This is a genomic window from Kibdelosporangium aridum, from assembly GCF_900176515.1.
Taxonomy (GTDB): domain Bacteria; phylum Actinomycetota; class Actinomycetes; order Mycobacteriales; family Pseudonocardiaceae; genus Kibdelosporangium; species Kibdelosporangium aridum.
On sequence record NZ_FWXV01000001.1, the window covers coordinates 2,071,242 to 2,091,157 of the forward strand.

The 19,916-nt window shown below is 66.7% G+C and carries 17 protein-coding genes and 1 pseudogene; 7 read left to right on the plus strand and 11 right to left on the minus strand.

The features are described 5' to 3' along the window. Positions 1–178 precede the first annotated feature (178 nt). From B9C43_RS57475 to B9C43_RS08935, 7 genes are all read right to left on the minus strand, one after another. Positions 179–718: a hypothetical protein gene (locus tag B9C43_RS57475; RefSeq protein WP_200825464.1), complete on the minus strand. Its 540-nt coding sequence runs from the start codon at positions 716–718 to the stop codon at positions 179–181. Position 719: 1 nt separating this feature from the next. Then, entirely contained in the window at positions 720–1,031 is a 312-nt protein-coding gene (locus B9C43_RS08910) for a nuclear transport factor 2 family protein (protein ID WP_200825512.1), read from the minus strand. Positions 1,032–1,111: 80 nt separating this feature from the next. Continuing rightward, positions 1,112–2,935: a hypothetical protein gene (locus B9C43_RS08915; RefSeq protein WP_084425416.1), complete on the minus strand. Its 1,824-nt coding sequence runs from the start codon at positions 2,933–2,935 to the stop codon at positions 1,112–1,114. Then, on the minus strand, positions 2,932–4,035 hold the full coding sequence (locus B9C43_RS08920; RefSeq protein WP_084425417.1) for a VWA domain-containing protein: 1,104 nt from the start codon (positions 4,033–4,035) through the stop codon (positions 2,932–2,934). The genes B9C43_RS08915 and B9C43_RS08920 overlap by 4 nt, the downstream gene beginning before the upstream one ends. Then, positions 4,032–6,251, minus strand: a complete 2,220-nt coding sequence (locus tag B9C43_RS08925) for a DUF5682 family protein (RefSeq protein ID WP_084425674.1) — start codon at positions 6,249–6,251, stop codon at positions 4,032–4,034. Before B9C43_RS08925 ends, B9C43_RS08920 begins: the two co-directional genes overlap by 4 nt. Next, complete coding sequence (locus B9C43_RS08930) at positions 6,251–7,327, minus strand: ATP-binding protein (protein WP_084425418.1); 1,077 nt, start codon at positions 7,325–7,327, stop codon at positions 6,251–6,253. Before B9C43_RS08930 ends, B9C43_RS08925 begins: the two co-directional genes overlap by 1 nt. A gap of 10 nt (positions 7,328–7,337) precedes the next feature. Continuing rightward, positions 7,338–10,604 (minus strand): DUF4132 domain-containing protein, encoded by a 3,267-nt coding sequence (locus tag B9C43_RS08935; protein ID WP_084425419.1) that lies wholly within the window; start codon positions 10,602–10,604, stop codon positions 7,338–7,340. A gap of 301 nt (positions 10,605–10,905) precedes the next feature. On the opposite strand from B9C43_RS08935, the gene B9C43_RS08940 reads away from it, so the two are divergent. Then, a complete protein-coding gene (locus tag B9C43_RS08940) occupies positions 10,906–11,925 on the plus strand; it encodes a chymotrypsin family serine protease (protein WP_143446189.1) in 1,020 nt (339 codons plus the stop codon). Between the two features lie 19 nt (positions 11,926–11,944). Here B9C43_RS08940 and B9C43_RS08945 read toward each other — a convergent pair whose 3' ends face one another. Continuing rightward, positions 11,945–12,331: a PGPGW domain-containing protein gene (locus B9C43_RS08945; RefSeq protein ID WP_143446190.1), complete on the minus strand. Its 387-nt coding sequence runs from the start codon at positions 12,329–12,331 to the stop codon at positions 11,945–11,947. 288 nt (positions 12,332–12,619) lie between these two features. Here B9C43_RS08945 and B9C43_RS08950 point away from each other — a divergent pair, with 288 nt between their 5' ends. Next, positions 12,620–13,807 carry a BNR-4 repeat-containing protein gene (locus B9C43_RS08950; RefSeq protein WP_160096418.1) on the plus strand — a complete coding sequence of 396 codons (1,188 nt, stop codon included), beginning with the start codon at positions 12,620–12,622 and terminating at the stop codon, positions 13,805–13,807. Here the strand turns inward: B9C43_RS08950 and B9C43_RS08955 are convergent. Beyond that, on the minus strand, positions 13,797–14,171 hold the full coding sequence (locus B9C43_RS08955) for a YchJ family protein (protein WP_407657078.1): 375 nt from the start codon (positions 14,169–14,171) through the stop codon (positions 13,797–13,799). The genes B9C43_RS08950 and B9C43_RS08955 overlap by 11 nt on opposite strands. A gap of 119 nt (positions 14,172–14,290) precedes the next feature. Between B9C43_RS08955 and B9C43_RS08960 the strand changes: the two genes are divergently transcribed. Together B9C43_RS08960 and B9C43_RS08965 are read left to right on the plus strand one after the other, a co-directional pair. Further along, complete coding sequence (locus tag B9C43_RS08960) at positions 14,291–15,160, plus strand: hypothetical protein (protein ID WP_084425423.1); 870 nt, start codon at positions 14,291–14,293, stop codon at positions 15,158–15,160. An 88-nt stretch (positions 15,161–15,248) separates the two neighbouring features. Continuing rightward, positions 15,249–15,872, plus strand: a pseudogene (locus tag B9C43_RS08965) (transposase family protein); the annotation flags it as partial. 89 nt (positions 15,873–15,961) lie between these two features. Here B9C43_RS08965 and B9C43_RS08970 read toward each other — a convergent pair. Beyond that, entirely contained in the window at positions 15,962–16,348 is a 387-nt protein-coding gene (locus B9C43_RS08970; RefSeq protein WP_084425424.1) for a VOC family protein, read from the minus strand. Between the two features lie 80 nt (positions 16,349–16,428). Here B9C43_RS08970 and B9C43_RS08975 point away from each other — a divergent pair, with 80 nt between their 5' ends. After that, positions 16,429–17,349, plus strand: a complete 921-nt coding sequence (locus B9C43_RS08975) for an ADP-ribosylglycohydrolase family protein (RefSeq protein ID WP_084425425.1) — start codon at positions 16,429–16,431, stop codon at positions 17,347–17,349. Between the two features lie 70 nt (positions 17,350–17,419). On the opposite strand, the gene B9C43_RS08980 is transcribed toward B9C43_RS08975, so the two are convergent. Further along, complete coding sequence (locus B9C43_RS08980; RefSeq protein ID WP_084425426.1) at positions 17,420–18,391, minus strand: HD domain-containing protein; 972 nt, start codon at positions 18,389–18,391, stop codon at positions 17,420–17,422. Positions 18,392–18,425: 34 nt separating this feature from the next. Here B9C43_RS08980 and B9C43_RS08985 point away from each other — a divergent pair, with 34 nt between their 5' ends. Continuing rightward, entirely contained in the window at positions 18,426–18,800 is a 375-nt protein-coding gene (locus B9C43_RS08985) for a PH domain-containing protein (RefSeq protein WP_084425427.1), read from the plus strand. A 39-nt stretch (positions 18,801–18,839) separates the two neighbouring features. Then, positions 18,840–19,871 (plus strand): LLM class flavin-dependent oxidoreductase, encoded by a 1,032-nt coding sequence (locus B9C43_RS08990; protein WP_084425428.1) that lies wholly within the window; start codon positions 18,840–18,842, stop codon positions 19,869–19,871. The last annotated feature ends 45 nt before the right edge of the window (positions 19,872–19,916 follow it).

Consider the following 19,916-nt stretch of genomic DNA (forward strand, 5'->3'; position numbering starts at 1 on the left):
TCTCGGTGCGATCCTGATGCGTGCGGCGACTTTCATGGCCTCTTCGAGGAGAATGCCAGCCTTGTCGAACTGCTTGAGGTTCGACAACAGGCCCGCGACCGTGCACGACCTTGGGATGGGTCAACGCGACCACATCCGTGCACGTCACCAGCTACCAACAGGGTCCGACAAAACCCGATCAGAAGCGCAATGCCACCACCGAGACCGCCGCCGGGACGGCGAAGTTGAGCAGCAGGATGGGGATTTCCTCGCCGACCGAGTAACCCGCGACCACAACGCCGACCACGAGGTTGCCGACGCAGAACAACAACCACAGCGGCATGAACACGATCGCCGCGGTCCCGCCGGGCTTCGGGGTAAGCAGTCCGGCCAGCACCCGGATCGCGAGCCAGAGCACCACTCCGGCGCCGAGGACGATGGCTGTTCGTCCACTGTGTACCAGTGGGCCGTCGTTCCACCACTGCGCGCTGGCGAACCAGCCGAAGCCCGCGATCAGCGCCGGGATGCCGAACACGGGCAGCATCACGGTGGCTTCTTCGCTGACCTTGTACCCCGCGGCGAACACGCCCACGGCGGCGTTGACGGTGGCGATCGCGTACCACAACGGCCAGAACAGGATGGCCGCGATCGCGCCGACCGGGGTGGTGAACAACGCGGTCAACGCGAACAGTGCCACGTACAGCAGGATCCCGGCGAGCAGGAAACGAGGTAGTCGCACGTCAGGCTCGAATGGTCATCCGGGACACCTTGTCCCCGTCGACCCGGAAGGAGAAATGGCTCGGGCCGTTGAAGCCGTTCCCGCCGACCTGGGCGGTCACCACGACTTCGCCGTCACGGTCCTCGACGTCCGTCACATCCAGGCTGACCTGCTTGCCGATGAACTCGTTGTCGCTCCACTCAGTGATCCGCTTGGCGCCGCGGAACTCCCGCCCCCAGTCGTCGACCACACCGTCCTCGGTGAAGCAGGCGAGAAACGCGGCGATGTCGTTCTTGTTGGCGGCGTCGATCGCCGCGCGCACAGCTGGATCCATGGTCACGCGTGACAGCATGGACCCATCGGCGCGGCCGCGCATCCCGGTGGCACTGTTTTGTCTTTCGCGAAATTGCTGCCTTACCGGCGCTCCGCGGTGACCAGCACCCGTAAGTGCGCGGCCAGCCAACTCGCCGGTGCCGGTTTCTCGGTGAAGGCTCTGACCAGACCGGACGCTCCGCGCAGGCCGGCACGGTCAAGATCATCGGCGACCTCTGCCAGCCGGGTCCGGAGGCGGGGCGGTAACGAGTCACGCAGCCCGCGGTGGGCGGCGTCCGCGAGCACGGTCAGCGCATCGTCCACAGCGGAGCTGACGAGGTCCGGTGTGGACACCGAGTACGGCAAGTCGGCTGGGGACGCCGCAGCGAGATCGGGCACGACCACACCGGACGACGTGAGGACCGCGAGCGGGTCGATCATGATCCCGCCTCGCACGCGGCGCAGGGTGCCGCTGATGTGTGTCGGAGACGAGCTCAGCGCCTCGGCGAGCGCGTCGAGGGACTGTGGGCAAACGCCCCGATAGGTCGCGGACAGGGTCGCCGTCGTGCCCGCCGCATCGGCGAGGATCGCCTCGAGGTGCTGCGCCGCTGGGTCGTAGCCGACATGACGGACCTCGCGCACCTCAACGACCCGCACGAGCTCCGCGGCGATGCGGGCTCGCACCACGCGTGGCGGCAGCGCATCCAGCGTCTCCGCGTATGCCGCCAGGTCGCGGACCAACAGCGGTTCGGGCAGCTGGTGCCACGATGTTCCCACCGGAGTGACGGACGTCTGGCCGACGCGGCCCGACCGCAGCCGGAGCACACGGCTCGCGCTGCGTGACACCGACTCCGACACGACGTTGGCTGTCGCGGTACGAGTTGCGGTGCGCATCGGCGCGTCGCGGTGTACGAGGACCATGTCACCGGATGCGAAGTACACGTCGGCCGTGCGCGTATCCGCTGTGCCATTCACCCGGCCATTGACCCGGCAGCCCAGCGCGGTCAGCCGGACGCGACGCAGCGGGGTCTCGGCGGGCTCGTCCGTACCGAGCACCTCCGAGCGTGGGCCGGTGCCACGGCTGCGGGCATGCAGTTCGGTGAGCAGTTCGGCGAAGCGCTCCGCGCGGTATTCGGCGCTGCGCTTGCGGTACGCGTCAAGTTGGTCAAGCAGGTCCTCGATCGCGGCTGCGGGCCAGTGCATGTGCTGTGCGGTGAGGTCACGCTGGAGCCTGCGCCAGGCCGCGTCGAGCACGGGGCCCGCGTGCACTGCGCCATCGGTCAGCAGCTGGTCAAGCAGGTCTTCCAGTTGGCTCAGGTCGCTGGTCACAGCCGCCCCGCCGCCGACGTCGAGTTTCGCGTCGCCGGTGAGGCCTGCGGTGTCCGCCTCGCGGAACGCCCACACAGCAAGAACGATCGACTCGTCCCTGCGGGCCGCGGTGGCGTCGGTGTGCACGTAGCCCAAGTCGCCCGGCACGAGGAAACGGACCGTGCACGTGGGCAGTTCGGCCGTCACCGGCCTGCGTATCGCGACCGGATAACCCGACCGCAGCGTCCGCCGCGCTTGCTGCACGGCGCGTTGGCCGAACTGCTTGGTCAGCTCCTCATCGGTGACCGAACCTGGCGACCACGGCGCCACTTCGGCGGCTGGTTCTTCGGCCGCACGTTGGTAGGCCAGGACAAGCGCGATGCGGTGCCGACACACGCCAGCCGCACCGCAACTACACGGTGCAGCGTCAAGCGGGACGCCTGGCGGCAGCGAGGACACGACGCCGTCGGCGAATGTGCCGTGCACCGTATCGTCAGCGACTTCCACGGACGGTCCCGTGCCCGCGTCGAGTTCCTTTGTCGCGCGCTTGACCAGGCCACGGTTGGCGAGTGCCGCCAGACTGTCTGGCGTCAGGGCGAGCAGATCGGGTCTCGTCATGACAGCTTCTCGGCTACGAATTCGGCCAGCTGGCCTGGGGTCATCGCTCCGACATGCGCACCCACGTTTGCCAGGCGCTGTGCGAGCACACGGTCGTACGACGGCGCTGCCTCGTCATCGAGGGCCCCCAGGCCCAGGACGTGCGTGCCTTGCTCGACGAGCTTCCGGACAGTGCGCACGAGGTCATGATCGTCGCCGCCTTCGTAGAAGTCCGTGATCACAGCCACGATCGCGCGACGCGGGTTGTCGATGAGGCTGGCGCCGTACGCCACCGCGCGGGCGATGTCCGTGCCGCCACCGAGCTGGACCTTCATCAGCAGTTCCACCGGATCGGTCACGTCCGAGGTCAGGTCGACGACGTTCGTGTCGAACGCGACCAGGTGCGTGCGCAGCCCCGGCAAACTCCACAGGCACGCCGCCGTCACCGCCGAATGGATCACCGAGCTCACCATCGAACCCGACTGGTCCACGAGCAGGATCACCTGCCACTGTTCGACATGCCGCCGGGTACGGGAGACGAACTTCGGCTTCTCGATCGCGATCCGCCGCTGATCCGGCTGGTAGTGCGCCAGGTTCGCCCGGATCGTCGCCTTGAAGTCGAAGTTGCGTGAGTTCTTGTGGTTGGACGGGCGGCGCGACCGGGTGCCGGTGAACGACTGCCGGATCTCGGTGGCCAGCTTCTCCATCAGTTGCCGCACAACGGCTTCCACGATCCGCCGGGCCATGGCAAGCACCGCCGGGTTCATCAGGTGCTTCGTGCGCAGCACCGCCCGCAGCAGCGCCGGGTTCGGCTCGATCCGTTCCAGCACAGCGGGATCGGTGACGACATCGACGATCTCGTACCGCTCGACGGCGTCGCGCTCCAGCCGTTCGATGGTCTCTCGCGGGAAGAGCTGATGGATATCGTCCAGCCAGTCGACCGTCTGCACCTCGGAGTCGCCGGTTCCGCCCCGCCGCACGTCGCGGTCGGCCAGGTCGCCGTCGCGCCCGTACAGCCATTCCAGCGCGGCGTCTCGCCGTGCGGCCGCCTCACCGAGCTGCCCTGTGCAGCGTGCTGCGGGTTGTCCCAGAATCAGCCGCCAGCGTTCCATGTCGGTCATGCAAGTCCTTCTCGCACCAATAGATCGTCGACGCGCCGGTCAAGCGCCATTCCCTCGGCGACCACGAGCGGGTCGACGGTGACGCGCGTCAGCGAGCGCCCTGAGCCTGGCGCGCCGCGATGCGCGAGCACACGTTCGGCGATGGTTTCTCGTTCCAGCGGCGGGAAATAGGCGAACGCGAGACGCAATGCGGGCAGCGCGATCAGGAACTCGGCCTCGGTCATCGCGTGCACCAGCTCGTCCAGCACCCCGACGACGTGCTCGCTGGTCAGCACGTCTTCGCGGGCCAGCGCGAACAAGCCGGCCAACCAGTCGCCCAGCATGTCCGGTGCGGCCATGCCGCGCAGGGCCCGCTCGACGTCAGGCAATTCGCCCAACGCCCAGCCAAGTCCGAGTGCCGCACCACGCAGATCCGGCGGGGCCTTGGCGTCACTGGCGATCCGGCGAGCCACGCCCTGTACGTCATCGCGTCGCATCGTCAGCACGGACTCCGCGTGCACGACTGCGTCCCGCGTCGCGACCATTGCCCGCAACCGCTCGGTGTCAGCAGGTGCCGGGCCGCTGTGCAACCCTTCGACGAGCCAGAGAATTCTGGTCGCGGACACGTCGATCACCGCGCCCAGCACCGGATCGCGGGCTGTGCCGAACAGCCTGTCGTGCCGCCACAGGCCGAGCACGCCCGCGAGCACTACGCCCAAAGCCGCGACGTCGCTCGCGCTTCGCACCCGCTCGGCCAGCGTCGTGATCACGTCGTCGGACAACGTCGTGATCCCGCACAACGCCGCGTCGAACAGAACCCCGGTCAGGTCGTCAATCGACGCATCCGGGATCCGCCGCTGCAACGCACCACCGGCTGCCTCGGCCAACGTGCCACCGAACGCTGCCGCCTCGATCAGCGCGGCGACCCGTTCGTCGCACGGGGTCAGCCGCCAGCGCTCTTCCAGCACAGGATCCGCGCCGGTCAAGGGACCGGTCTGGCGCTGGAAGCCTGGCACCTTGAGCACCCGCAGGCGGTGCAAGACGCGGCTGCGGGTCATCGCGGCCGGATCGGTGAGATCGAGCCCGATCCGGCCTTCGCCGTCCAGGTCCAACGTCCGCAGTTCCTCGAGCACCGCCGTGACCAGCGGCGGCGCCGGTGTGGCCGGGTGCAGCCTGCCGACCCGGTCGCCGCCGAGCGCCGCCACCATCTCCACCAACGCGGGGTGCGCGCCCGGCAGGAGCGGACCCCGGCGGGTCCACGGAGGCGGCTGCGTCAGATCCTCGGACACCAGGGCACTGACCAGACCGTCGAGGACGTCCGTACGAACCGGATGCACGTGGCCACGCAACCGGGCAAGCCCGGTCGACAGTGTCCGTGCGGCGATCAGGTCCGCTGTCGAAACGGCTTGGTTGCGGCGGCGCAGACGGTCCACAACGGACTCGACGAGCCCGTCCGCCGCTTTGGCCAGCCCGTCGGTCCAGACCCGGTGGTAGTACTCGGGTGAGGGCATACCGGACTGGTAGCCGGTGAACGCGTCCAGCCGCTGATGGGAGTACGGCACCAAGTAGCTCGCCCCCGACGACTTGGGAATTTCCGGCCAGTCCGTGCTGCCCGACGCGACCATGGCCCGCAGGGCAGGCGTGTGGAAGCCGCCGGTGACCACGACGACCGGGCGGCCACCCGCGTTGTGAGCGGCCGCGCGGATCCAGCTCGCCATGTACTCCTCGCGAGCCGCGTCGCTGACGTCCGCCCCCGCTGAACCGCGCACGAGGTCGAAGTACTGCGCGAGCCGCTCGGCGATGTCGTCCGGATCGGCCTCGAACAGGTGGTCCCACAACGTGTCCACGTTGTCGGCCGCGAACTCCCGGCACAGCCGCTCGACGACCTCGGCGTAGCGCAGTTCAGCATCGGCATACCGGTTGCTGCGGCCCTCGAACGCCGGGTGCCACGCGGGCAGGTCGATGAACCGGACGTCGGTGCCCTGTGCGTGGCCGACCGTCAACGCCACCCACTCCGGCGAGTAGTCGCAGAACGGTGTCCACGACGCGTGCCCTTCGTCGTAGCTGAAGATCGCGACCGGCAGGTCGTGCCCGAGCAGGAGTTCATCCAGTCGGCCGTTGATGTCCGCCGGTCCCTCGATGAGCACGTACGCGGGGTTGAGCCGCTCGATGGTCTCGGCGACCAGCTGTGCGCACGCGGGGCTGTGGTGGCGGACGCCGATGAACGTCGTGGTCATCAGCCGGGAAGCAGGTGCCGGGCCTGGTGCAGCGCCTGCCATTGCTCGCCGTTGCGGCGGACGGCTTGCTGCTCCAGATAGCGACGCAGCCGGGCCAGGTCGTCGGCGTTGTCCTTCGCCGCCGTCCCCGCCAGGCACTCCACCACGTCCGCGGGGTTGCCCTCCTCGCCCCGCAGGAACCAGCCACGCAACCCGACCGCGTGCGCGACTGACACCGCCTCTGCGGTGCTCATGACCGTGGACATGTGATCGCTGCCGTTGTTGTCCCGTAGGTCGCGGAATGTACGGACCAAAACCTCGAGCACGTCACGGCGCGGCGGCAGTTCGACGCCGGACTGCGCGAGCAGCTTGCTCGCTTCCTGCTCGACGAGGCTCAGTTCGGTCTGGAAATCCGGGATCGGGAACACCGTCTCGAAGTTGAAGCGCCGCTTGAGCGCCGCGCTCATCTCGTTGACGCCCCGGTCACGCGTGTTGGCGGTGGCGATCACGTTGAACCCGGCCTTGGCGAACACCATGCTGTCCGGCCCGGTCAGCTCCGGGATCGCCAGCACCCGTTCGGACAGCAGCGACAGCAGCGAGTCCTGCACCTCCAGCGGGCAGCGGGTGATCTCCTCGAACCGCACGAGCTTGCCCTCGGCCATGCCGCGCAGCATCGGCGCGGGCACCAGAGACCGGGTCGACGGCCCTTCCGAGACGAGCAACGCGTAGTTCCACGAGTACTTGATCTGGTCCTCGGTGGTGGCCGCGCCGCCTTGGATGGTCAGCGTCGATTCGCCGCTGACCGCCGCCGCGATCAGCTCGGACAGCAGCGACTTGGCCGTGCCTGGTTCACCGACGAGCATCAGTCCGCGGCTGGTCGCCAGCGTGACCAGTGCTCTGTCCACAAGGGACGGATCGCCGACGAACTTGCGGGTGACGTCGGCCGCGGGATCGCCGACGATGAACCGGCGCGCGGCTTGCAGGCTCATCGCCCAGCCCGGCGGGCGCGGCCCGTCGTCCGCCGCACGCAGCCGCGCCAGCTCGTCGGCGAAGCGGATCTCAGCGGGCGGCCGCTGAAGTGAGTTGTTGTCGCTCAATGGATCGCTCTCAGGTGGTCAGTGAGGCCAGTTCGGACAGGACTTCGGACGCTGTCACCGCGTCAAGGTCAGGGCTGGCGGACGCGCTCTGCGAAGCCGACCAGTACATGTAGCCGTCGCCGGTGGGCGAGTACGACAGGCCGACGAGTTTCTGCTCAGGGAACTCGTTGACCACACCGACCGCGATACCGGGCTCGAGTCCCACCACGATCGCGCCGCCGGACGGCAGCGGACGGGTGATCCAGCATTCGATGCCCGCGTCCTGTGGCTCGCCACGAACCCAGCCGCGTTTGGTCAGGCCAAGCAGTTTGCCGACCGGAACCACCGCGCCGTCGAACGGCGCAAGCAGGTCGGACAGCGAGTCGCCCGGATCGACCGCGTGCACCGGCCTGCCCAGTTGCGGGAACGGCTGGAGGATCTCGTAGTCCGCGAACACCTCGCCCCACGCCGCCAGCGCGTCCGGGTTGAGCAGCACCGGGTGGGCAACACGCACCACCGCGTCCTCCGGCAGGACAAACGTGTCGTCGTCGACGCTGGCCAGCGTACGGTCCTCGGCCAGGCGGAACGTCTGGCCCGCGTCGGTGATCCACACCAGCCTCCGCACGATGTGCCACAGCAACGGATGACCGGCGAGTAAGTCGTGGAATTCGGCCGCGGTCCACGTGCGCTGGGTGATCAACGCCATCTCGAGCCGGTGGATCTGGTCGGCCGCGACCGTGCGCACGTCCTTCTTCAACCCGGTGAACCGCTTGTACTCGGCCGCCGCGAGCTCTTGGTCATCGCGGGCGCCTGGCTTCGGCAAGTCCTTGCGGCGCGTGCCATCCGAGTCGACGATGTACGGCTTGAGCTGCTCGTCGAAGCCCACGGTGAACGTCCGGGTGCCGTAGTCGATCGTCAGCGACGCGGCCTCGTCCAGCCCGAGCCGGGGCACGAGCCGGTCGGCCAGCTGCTCACGGCTGAGCCCCAGCTGGGCCGCGATGGCGGCGACCTTCTCCTGCGCGCGTGTCTTGAGCGCCTTGAACTTCACCTTCTCGGCGATGCCGTTCAAGTGCGCGAGCGCTACTTCCGTGCCGATTTCGGCGAGCACGTCAAGGCCTGCGACCGCGCGCTGGTGCTGGCTCTCCCCTGGCCACTGGCGGATGAGCGGCGACAGGGTCCGGACCGTGTCGTCGTCACCGAACCAGCCCAGCGCGTTGAGCGCCCAGCTGTCTTTCGACGGCGCGCCTGCTTGCAGCCACAGCTCGAACACACTCCACGCGAACGTCGACAGCGACGCTCGATCACACACGTCCCGTGCGACCGGCAGGCCCGCGTACACCTGGCCCGGTTTGGACAGCGCGGCCGTCGTCAGGAGATGACGGACGGCTTCCGGCGGCAATGCGTGTTGGCCGTCGCGCAGCCGGATCTGCGGCAACACATGGGGATCCGCCCATGTTCCCATGGCAGGAATCTTGGCGGGCAGCAGTTCGGTGGGGTCGATGCCGACCAACGCTTGTATGCCGCTGCGGGCCTTTTCGCCGTACTCCCCTGCGATCGCCACAAGGTCATGTCCTTGCGTACCAAGGAAGCGCAGGGTGGCCTCGGCGTTCTGGCGTGCGGTCCCTGGTGTGCCGAGCGCGGCGGGGATCAGCATCCGGACCGCGGTCTCGCCGTGCCGGACGAACCAGTCCATCGTGAACCGGCGGGCATTTTTCAGCCGAGCGAACCGATCTGCCATCAGCTCGGCGACCTCGACCGACGCGTACGGCATCAACAACTCGAGGCTCGCTGGCGCGATTCGCATCGCCACCGGCAGTGCGTCGAGGCCGTACTTCGCGACGATGACCTTCCCCCACTCGTCGGCGTAGTGGGTGTAGCCGGGGACCCACTCGGCCAGCAGCGGACGAATCATGTCCGCCGGCCCGCGGGCGAAGAACGCCGTCTCGTGGAACCCAGGTACGTTGTGCGGGTTGCCCTTGCGGTAGATCTGCAGATTCTTCGGCCAGTCGGTATCGCACCAGTCTTCCCAGAAACCGCGCACCGCGGCCCATTGCTCCCGTTCGCCGGGCGCCCACGAGATCATCGGCTCCGGCGCGTTGAGTCCGGTGACAACAACCGGCTTGGCCTTCTTGCGCTTCCGTGTCCACGGCGGATCGACAAGCAGCGACGGCAGGAGGCTGGCCGGAGCGATGGGCAGCGCCTCCGCGTCGGTCATCACCTCGTCCGCGACTGCCTGCACCTCTGGAGGCAACTCCAAATCGGGGTGGGACTTCACGTGCGACTCGAACAACGCCCGCGCTCGATTGTCGTTGCGCGCCCGAGCCGCCAGCAGTCGCGCCGCGCGTTGCGGGAACGCCTTCATCGCCGTCAGCAGCGCAGGCTGGACCTTGTTCTGCTCAAGGCGATCGAGCAGAACGGTGAACGCTTCGTCGGTCGGCAGCACGGCCAGAATTGCGAGCGACCGCTTCCGCAATTCGGCGTGGCTGTACGAGTCCAGCTCACGCGCAAGCCTAGGCGCCACCGCAGGACCAACCGTGTCGAGGACGGAGTAGGCGACCGACTTGTCGAACGCGATGCCGTGCGTCCCGTCGAGCGCGGCGAGGTCGTCGGCGGTGCCGACGCTGCACGCAGTGTGCAGCCACAGGTAGTACTCGAATCGCTCACCGAGGGACTCGCGGACCCAGTCCGATCGTGTCGGCATGAAGTACGCCCGCAACACGTTGGCCGCCCCAGGCGCGCCGAGCGGCTCCAACGCGGCCTCGGCCGCGGCGTACTCGGCGTCGGTCGCGGCGGCCAGCGCCCGCCTGACCACTTCGGACCCGATGATGACCCAGTAGGGCTGCTGCGAGATGCCAGTCGTCTGCGGCACCACCCAGTTCGCCGGCCGTTCGCGGTTCTGCCAGTGCCTTGTGGACATCGGCTCGACGGACATGTGGACTTTGGTGCAGCTGACCGCTGCCTCGGCGGCGAAGGCGGCGCCGTGCTCAGCTATCCAGTGGTGAACGAGGGTGCTCACGTCGTCCCGGTCGTAGTTGTCGACCGTCGCGGCCATCTTGACCACAGCCGCGCCGATCGGCGTCACCTCACCTGCGAGGTAGGCGCGGCCCGCGTCGGCCAGCTTCTCGTCCGAACGCGGGTCGGTGAGGATGCGGTCAAGGCTCGTGCGCAGCTTGCCCACCAGCGCCGCCCCGGCTGCGGCGGCCTGATTGTCCTGCTGGTACACGGGTTTCCCGCGATCACGGCGTGGAAGGACGTACCGTCTCCACGACGACGGCATGACGAACGTGTCCTCGTCCATGTGACCCCCTGCGGTCGGTGCGCTGGTGCTGCGATGTCGCGGTGCACCGTACGGCAGGGGTCCGACAATTGTGATCGGCGCAGGTCACGGGTCGTTCACCGGCTCCGCGCGCCCGATATGATTCCTGTCCGGTTGTGTCAATTGTGAGCGACTGGTCAATTCTGCCAATATGGGAAGGCATTGTTACTCGTCAACCCTGCAGGCGAGGTGTTCTTCCATGCGTATTGGGATGTTACTGTCGATCGCGTTAACCGCGTCTCTCACAATTGGCGGAGTTAGTTCGTACGCCAGCCAAACTAAGTTGTCCGAAGGCGAGTCGAAGTCGCTGCGACAACGGCCGCTTGTCAGCGCGGCCGAAGTGATACGGGCCGAGGCGGTCAACCACTCCGGCTTCGGCGGAATCACACTGGGCGACCACCAGGTCAACCTGTGGTGGAAGGGCGACGTACCGGCCGTGATCAGCGATGTCGTGCGCCGGGCGTCGGCGCAGGCGCCCGTGCGGCTGGCCAAGGCGGCCCATTCCCAGCTCGAGTTGACCGCGGCCGCGAAAAAGCTGGAAGCGTGGCGCAAGGCCCATCCGGAGTCCGGGATTTATGGTGTGAAAAATCCAGGTGACGGCAGCGGACTTGTCCTCGCGGCCTACCCGGGAGTGCTCACGAACTCAGCGGCAATCCAGTCGGATGTGCCGGTTCGCATCGTCCATGAAGAACCGATGACCTCAACGTCCCGAAAGGACGACGCGCCGCCGTGGAAAGGCGGAGCCGGTACCTGGAACCAGACCGCGGGCACGATCTGCACGTCCGGTTTCGGTGTACGAAACAGTGCGGGTGCGCGGTTCGTGCTTTCGGCCGAGCACTGCGGCCAGACGGGGCACCGGATCACCGACCGCACCGGCCAGTTCATCGGCAACGTCGGCGCGGCCCGCGACGACCACGACATCTCGGTCATCCCGACGTCCAGCTCCACCAACCAGATGTACGTCGGCAACGGCGACAGCAACTCGACTGTCACCGTGGTCAACTGGGGTCACGTGTTCGTCGGCCAGTTCCTCTGCCAGTCCGGCGTGACCAGCGCCGAGCAGACCGGCGGCCCGGTCTGCAACCTGAAGGTGATCTTCTTCTGGCAGGACGCCGAAGACCTCGTCGAGGCCGAGCAGACGCAAGGCCTGCCCGCCGCACGCGGCGGTGACAGCGGCGGCTCGGTCTACTCGACCACGTCCGGTGGCGTGATCGCCAACGGCACCGTCACCCGCACGGCCGGTGCACGCCTGGGCTTCCAGGACTTCGCCACCGCCAACCGGGACTTCGGGATCTTCATCTGACGTGGCAGGGCCCCGGGCACTACCTGGGGCCCTGTTTGCGTTTGGCCTGCACCCGGCGATAGCTCCAACCCAGCAGGACCAGCAGCACGATCCCGGACAGGATCAGGCCCGACCCGGTGCTCCAGCCGCTCAACGGCAGGCTGTCGACCAGTCCCCACACGATGCCCGCGGCGATCAGGGCCAGGCCGGCGAGGACCGACCAGACGATTCGAAACGGTGTGGAGACGCTGTCCTCCGCCGCCTTCATCGCACGGTCGCGCACCGGGTCGATGTACTTCTCCAGCGCGGGGAACTCCGACGCGAGCACCAGCAGACCGGCGAGTACCAGCAGCAGGCCCGGGCCGGGCAGGACAAGCATCGCGGCTCCGATCAGCAGGAGCGCGGCACCGACGATCGTGAGCGTCACGCGTTTCACCCTCTGATTGTCGGGTGCGGCACGGCGATCCGCACGATGATCGACACACAGCGATCGACACACAGCGATCAGCACAGCGGTAATTCAGAAATGCGAAATGGCCCGGTCATCGGGAACATTGCCCGATGACATTCAGGCGAGGTAGCGTTTTCCGATTGACGCAACGCCGCGTGGAGGTTCGCCGTGCCCCCTGCACCACGCTCCTTCGTTCTGACAATGACCGCTCTAATCACTTTGGTCATTCCGGTACCGAGCGCCTCGGCCGCGACCATCGATACCGTGACAACCCAATCCATCTACGGTTGTCTGCGTACGAACGGCGCCGCCGTTTATGATTCCGCAGTCAATCAAACCTTCGTCACGTATTCGGGGACGAATCACGACATCTACATCAAGGCCTACCACCACGCCGGCTCGTCGTGGTCGGCCGCGGCCAAGGTCGCCACGCTCAACCTGACGCACTCCAACGCCTATCACGACTACCCTGTCCTGCGGCAACTCTCCGACGGACGGCTGGCGATCTTCCAGGCCACGCACACGTCGAGCCTGCAGATGTACACGTCGCCGTCGCCGCGATCGATCACCGGAACATGGTCGAACCGGCGAATCAGCACCGACCGGAACACGTATCCGGAGCCGATCGTCATCGGATCGGCCATTTACGTCTTCTACAGCCAGAACACCGATCTGTCATGGCCGTACCGGATCTACCGCGTGATCAAGTCCACGAACTCCGGTCAAACGTGGAGCGCCCCGCAGACCGTCATCGATTCCGGCCGGAGCGCCGACAAATTCTCCGAAGTGTACGCGTTCGGCGTGTACGAACGCAACGGCCGGATCTACATAACATGGTCACAGCACGGCGGCCCGAAAGGTCATAACGGCGCCGGAAAGAACATCTACGTCGCGTACTTCAACACCGCCGACTCGACCATGCGCACGGTCAACGACACCAACCTCGGCGCCGGGATCACCGGCGGTGAGCTGAGCCAGGCCTTGGTCGTGACGACCAACCCGAACGACTTGCCCGTAGGCAAGACGTTGCCCGAGGAGAACCCGGTCGCGGTCCCGATGCAGGACGGCACAGTCGTGCTTGGCTACGGCGTGCACACCGCCAACAGCAGGCGGATCGTGCTCGCCCGGTGGGCAGGCAGTTCGTGGACGAGCACCACGATCGACTCCGCCACGTCGCTGTTCAAGGACATCGTGGCCAGCGGCGATGCCGTCGAGTTCGTCTACGCGACGGCCGACAACCGCAGGCTGATCGCCAAACGCTGGAACCCCTCAGCGGGCCAGACGCCGGTCTTCGACATCAGCGTGCCGTACAGCGGCGGCGCCGACACGGTGTTCTACGCCAATTTCGTGGAGAAGCGTGGCGGTATCAGCGTCATCGCCAGCACGATCCACTACGCCACCCGCAAGGACGTCCACACTGGACGGTGGCCGATCTTCGCGATCAGCAACTAGCGACGTACGTCCACTGCCCGTCCTCGCGCGAGAAGCTGCTGTTCTCGTGCATCACGTCGGCACGGCCGTTCGCCTGGTAGTGGGCGTTGAACTCGACCGTGCCGACCGTGTGGAACGGGCTGCCACCGGTCGTGCCGACGATCTCAAGCCGGGTCCAGCGCAGTCCGGGGTCGAACTCGAGCTTCTTGGGACGTGTCGTGGAATGCCATGTCCGTAGCAGATAGTCCTTGTCACCGACGGCGTACGCGCTGTAACGCGAGCGCATCAGCAACTCCGCAGTGCTGGCCGTCGCTTCCGCGCGATGGAAAACACCACAACAGTCGGCGTACGGCTTGCCTAGACCACAGGGACACGACGCTGGCACGGGCACATGCTACTAGTACGAATGGCGGTTGCTGCTCGTCAGCACCGAGGGCATTCTGGAACGTTCCGCATGGGGCGGACCCGGTCCGACGGACTGGCATCCACCGAGCGGAGGCGACCGTGCCCGACGAGGACAGATACCTCGCGCACCTCTGTGGACTGGCGGACAACCCCAATCTGCCAGAGCATCTGCTGGACAAGCTGGTCGCGGTGACCAGCGGCGAACTGGATACCGGACCAGACCTGTTCGGTGCGCCGACACTCGACATGTCCGACCTGGCGGACGCGCCGGTCGTCGAGTCCGCCGGCGAAGCCATGGCCCGCCGAACCGACCTGACAGCGGCGACCTACGAACAGTTGATGGGCGACAACCGGATCTGGGTCCGGCTGTACCTCGCCCGCAACCCAGCATTACCGGAAAGTCTGTTGTGGACGCTCGCGAAGGACCGGGCTGTGCGCCCCGAGCTGGCGTGGAACCCGGCTGTGCCGCTGAAACTGCTGTGCGAGATCGCCGCCTCGGTGAAGTTGCCCCAGGTGTTGCTGCCCCGCATCGCCGAGGCGAACAAAACCGAGCTCCGGTTCCTCGCCTCATCCCGGGCATGGCAGGTACGCGCCTTGATCGCGCTGCACACAGCACTGCCTCGTGACGTGATCGAGCGGCTGCTCAACGATCCCGAACTGCGTGTCGTGCACGCGCTCGTCGCTGCCAAGAACCCGCACTGTTCCTCGGCGTTCCTGCACGATCTGCTCGAGCGCGCGGAAGCCACCGCTCCCCAGATCGCCCAGCACCCGAACGCCGAAGCCAGCACGCTGATGCGCTGCCTGCGGATGCCTGCCGCACGCAGGCACGCCGCCCGGCACCCGAACCTGCCTGCCGAGATGATCACCGAACTGCTCGACGACCCGGACCTGCTGGTGGCTGAAGCGGCAGCGGCCAACCCGGCCCTGCCCACGAAAATCATGGAGGCCGTGCTCGCGGAAGCCCATTGAGCCATTCCGCGTAACGGCTTGTGGCTCTGGGTAGTGGGTGGTGGTTGGGGTCGGCGACACGCCGGATCCGTTGTGGTGCAACGAGAAGAACAACGGCATCAGCAAATCAACCGGCTACGACTACCTGCACGAAGGCATCGACGTGCTCGCCACGCTCTCACCGAGCCTGCACGGGGCGCTGCTGGCGGCCAAGGCCGCCGGGCACAGCCATGTGAACATCGACGGGATGCTGATCGAGACCGACCGGGTCAGCACGCCGGGTCCGACCCCTGGCGTGGATCTCTGGTGGTCGGGCAAGCACGCCAACCACGGCGGCAACGTTCAAGTTGTCACGGTGCCGGACGGCTGGCCGATCTGGACCTCTGACGTGCGGCCCGGCCGCGAGCACGACACCACCGCGATCCGTACCCACGCCGAGATCCTGCCCGCCCTTGTTGAGGCGGCCGCCGATCTGCGCAGCCTCGGCGATCTGGGCTACGAAGGCGAAGCCGACACCATCACGGTGGCGTTCAAGAAGCCGAAAGACAGCATACTCACCGCGCTCCAGCAGCAATTCAACAAAGCACACAACGGCGTGCGCGCGATCGGCGAACGCGGCAACGCCCTACTGAAGATGACCTTCAAAGCGCTACGCAACGTCAGCATCTGCCCGTGGCGGATCGTTGCCGCAGCCCTCGTCCTGCTCCACTTCGACCACGACCGCACCACATGACATGATCAGTGATGAACGCGCACAGTCGAGGGCCGTTCGTGTCGCAGTCCGCCTCGCCCAGACGCCTACTGCCAGCGCGGGTGCCGGGCTCAGCCGGCCTTCTGTACCAGTTGTACGGGATAGCCATCGGGGTCCTCGACAAAGGCGATCCTGAACCGACCTTCCCCGAAGGCGTACGGAGCGCGGTTGTCCGTTGCCCCAGAGCTCAATGCCAAGCGGTATGCGGTATCCACGTCGTCTGTCCAGATAGCGATGCACGCCCGGTGGCCAGCTGTCACAGGCTCCAGGCCGTGACTCTCCGCCAGGAGTCGTGGCAGCGCCAGGCCAATAGTGAACCCTCCCAAAGCCATCTCAATCTTGACGGGATCCTCCTGGGGCGAGCGGAAAGTTTCACGGAAGCCGAAGATTCCATAGAAACTGGCCGCACGCTCGGTATCGGAAACGAACAAGATCACCTGGGGATCGGAGAACTCCACCGGTCGAGCGTAGTGAGCCCCACACCATTACGCCCAGTCACCGAAACCTTGCGCGGAATAGCTCATTAGGGTCACTGATCATGAACCGGAACGACCGCGCCGTCGGCGCCATTGTGGGAACTGCGGTAGGTGATGCGCTGGGAGCACCATTCGAGTTCCGCCCGGCCGGGACGTTCTCCGCGACCGGCACGGACGAGATGCACGGCGGCGGGGGCTGGGATCCCGGCGAAGCCACCGACGACACTCAGATGGCCGTACACGTGGGCGAGTCCCTGCTCGAGTGCGGCGGACTGGATCTGCCGGACATCTTCGCGCGTTTCCAACGGTGGTGTGCCGCCGATCCCAAGGACATCGGGACACAGACCGAAGATGTGCTCACCAACGGCTACCCGTGGGACAAAGCGGCGCAGGTCCACTTCGAAGGCAACATGCGCGCGGCGGGCAACGGTTGCCTGATGCGAGCGGCGACCTCCGCGGTGTACTGCGCCCCATCGGGTCGCACGTCCACAATGGACGCGGCCAGGAGAATCGCCGGGCTGACCCACGGTGACCCGGCCGTGTGGGAAGGCGTGGCCATCTTCCACGACTTGATCCGGGCCGCGTTGGACGGCGGCAACCCACTCGACGCGATACCGGATGCGCTGGCGGAGATTGAACCGGCCTACCGCGACAAGTACGCCATGGTCCTGAGCGCGGACTGGCATCCCGAGAAAGCAACCGAGTTCAACGGAGCGATCTGGCCGTGCCTGGGCTCGGCAGTGTGGGCTTTGCGGCAGGCATCGACGTTCGAGGACGCCGTGCGCACCGCAGTCGATCTCGGCGGCGACACCGACACGGTCGCGGCCGTGACCGGTGGCTTGGCAGGCGCGGCGTACGGCATCGACGCGATTCCCGACCGCTGGACGACGAAATTGCACGTGCCCCTGCCGGGCGCGGGCGACCGTGTGCTCCGACTGCCCGAACTCGTCGGCCTCGGACGGCGCCTGAACGCGGCGGGGTAACGGTCTGGCAGCGCCCTCACCACCGCAATCGCCCGAGTGTCCACACCAGACCATCTCGGCTCGAGCGCGGTCATGGGCGCCACACGATCCGGCATGTCCACGGGAGAGCCGGCAGCTCCGCGGCCGGAAACTCGATGGGTACGCCGTCAACACAAGCGGTGGTCAGGTACAACTTGTCCACCTGGTAGGCGTATCCATCGACCCCGTCGTCGACAGTGCCGCCATCCAGGGTGACCTCCCAACCCATCGGGTCCCGGCGCAGACGCTGAGCGTCTTCCGAGGTTCGCGGATCGGCCAGGAGCACTGCCCACAACTCGTCATCGGTCATCCAAGGGATCCGGTCGAGCAGATCGCCGGACAGCAGCCGGGCGACCAGGCCGCGCATCACACCGTTGGCCACCGCGTCCTCCCAGGAGCACAAGTACCGTGCTTCACCGGTTGCCAGTTCGGCGAGATAGGTGGCCGTGGCCAGATCGGTGTGCACGGCACCTTCGGAGACCCAAAGCCGTTTCAGGGTTTGCGGCGGCGGTTCCATCAGCCGTCCGTGCACGCGTCCGCTTCGCAGAAACGACTCGAGGTGGTCGAGTTTCAGCCCACGCTTCCCGCGCAACACCGACGGCCGCGAGCCGGCCTCGATGGCAATGACCTCGTCGACATCCATCCCATGGCTGGCCAGCAACGGCCGCAGCCCCAGCATCCGTTGCTCGCCTAGGCGGTGATGGTCAAGCCCGGCCAGTCCTTCGAACGTATGACTGAACGGCAGGTGCCCGATGTCGTGTAGGAGCGCGGCGGCTCGCGCGGGAAGGTCATCGGCGTCGAAGTACGCTGCCAGCGCGAACAGGCCGAGGCTATGTTCCAGCCTGGAATAGGTCTGGTGTGTGGTCAGCATCGACGCGCCGCCGTGCGCGATGAACTGCAGCCGCCGCACTTCCCATGTGCGCAGCAATTGTTGTTCCAGCGGTGTCAGCCGCACGTCCAGTTCCCACATCGGGTCGCGATAGCTGCCGTCACGGCCGAGAATGCCCCCGACCACACGAGTCATTCTCTTACCTCCACAAGTCCGTAAGCTTGGTGCAGTGATCGACTTTCAGAAGAACTCAGTGTTCAAGCTGTCCCCTGCCCGCACCGAGAGCGTCGCACCGGAAGTCGCCCCGCTGATCATCCCCGGTGAACAGATCGTCTTCTGCTTCAAAACGGTCCGTGACTTCGTCGTGTTCACCACCAAACGGCTGATCGCGGTGAACGTGCAAGGCATGACGGGCAAGAAGAAGGACTTCACCACCCTGCCGTACAGCAAGATCCAGGCGTTCTCGATCGAGACCGCGGGCACGTTCGACCTGGACGCCGAGCTTGACCTGTGGTTCAGCGGGCTGGGCAACGTGCGGCTGGAGTTCCGTGGCGGTGCCGACGTCCGGCAGATCGCGCACCTGATCGCGATGCAGGCCCTCTGACCGGGAATAGTCACTTATTTTGACTTGTTGGGGCGAGGCATGGAGCTTGGCGTCTACAGTTTCGGCGATCGCTCGCCGGACCCCATCACCGGTGCGCAGGTCTCGGTCGCCGACACGCTGGCGCAGACCATCGAGCGGATCAAACTCGCCGACGAACTCGGGCTGTCCTTCTACGGACTCGGCGAGCATCACCTCGACAACTTCGCCATCTCCAACCCGGGGACGGTGCTGGCGGCGGCCGCGAGTGTCACGCGGAACATCACGCTCTCTAGCGCGGTGACCGTGTTGAGCACCGAGGACCCGGTCCGGGTGTACCAGCAGTTCACCACGCTCGACCAGCTCAGCCGGGGCCGTGCCGAACTGCTCGCTGGCCGCGGCTCGTTCACCGAGTCGTTCCCGTTGTTCGGCGCCCGGCTCGAGGACTACGACGAGCTGTTCGAGGAGAAGCTGGCGCTGCTGCTGCACCTCGACCGGCAGGACCCGATCACGTGGTCGGGCAAGTTCCGGGCGCCGCTGGAGAACGTGCGGGTCCTGCCTCGCCCGTACAACCGCAGGCTGCGGATCTCGGTCGGGACGGGCGGAAACCCGGAGTCGTCGATCCGGACCGGGCTGCTGGGGCTGCCGGTGGTGTACGCCGTGATCGGCGGCCAGCCGGAACGGTTCAAGCCGTTGGTGGACCTCTACCGGCAGGCGGGCGAGGCCGGTGACCACGCTCCCGACGACCTGCACGTCACGATGGGCGGGATCGGCCTGATCGCCAAGAACTCCCAGGACGCCAAGGAGACGTTCTTCCCGTACTGGATGGAGACGATGAAGTACGGGTCGAAGGCGCGAGGCTGGCCGTTGCCCACCCGCGCGCACTACGACCAGTACACACGCGACGCCAACTCGCTACTGGTCGGCAGTCCGAACGAGATCGCCGACCGGTTGATCACGGTCGGCAAGCTCGTCGGCGCGGAACGGTACGCCCTGCAGATGGATTGGTCGGGCGTCCCCCAGCCGGTTGTGATGAATGCCATCGAGTTGCTCGGCACGGAAGTCCTTCCGCAGGTGGCGAAGGAGTTCAGCTGACTGAACCGCTAAAAGGTTTGGACCAGTCGCCGCCAGACGGGTAGG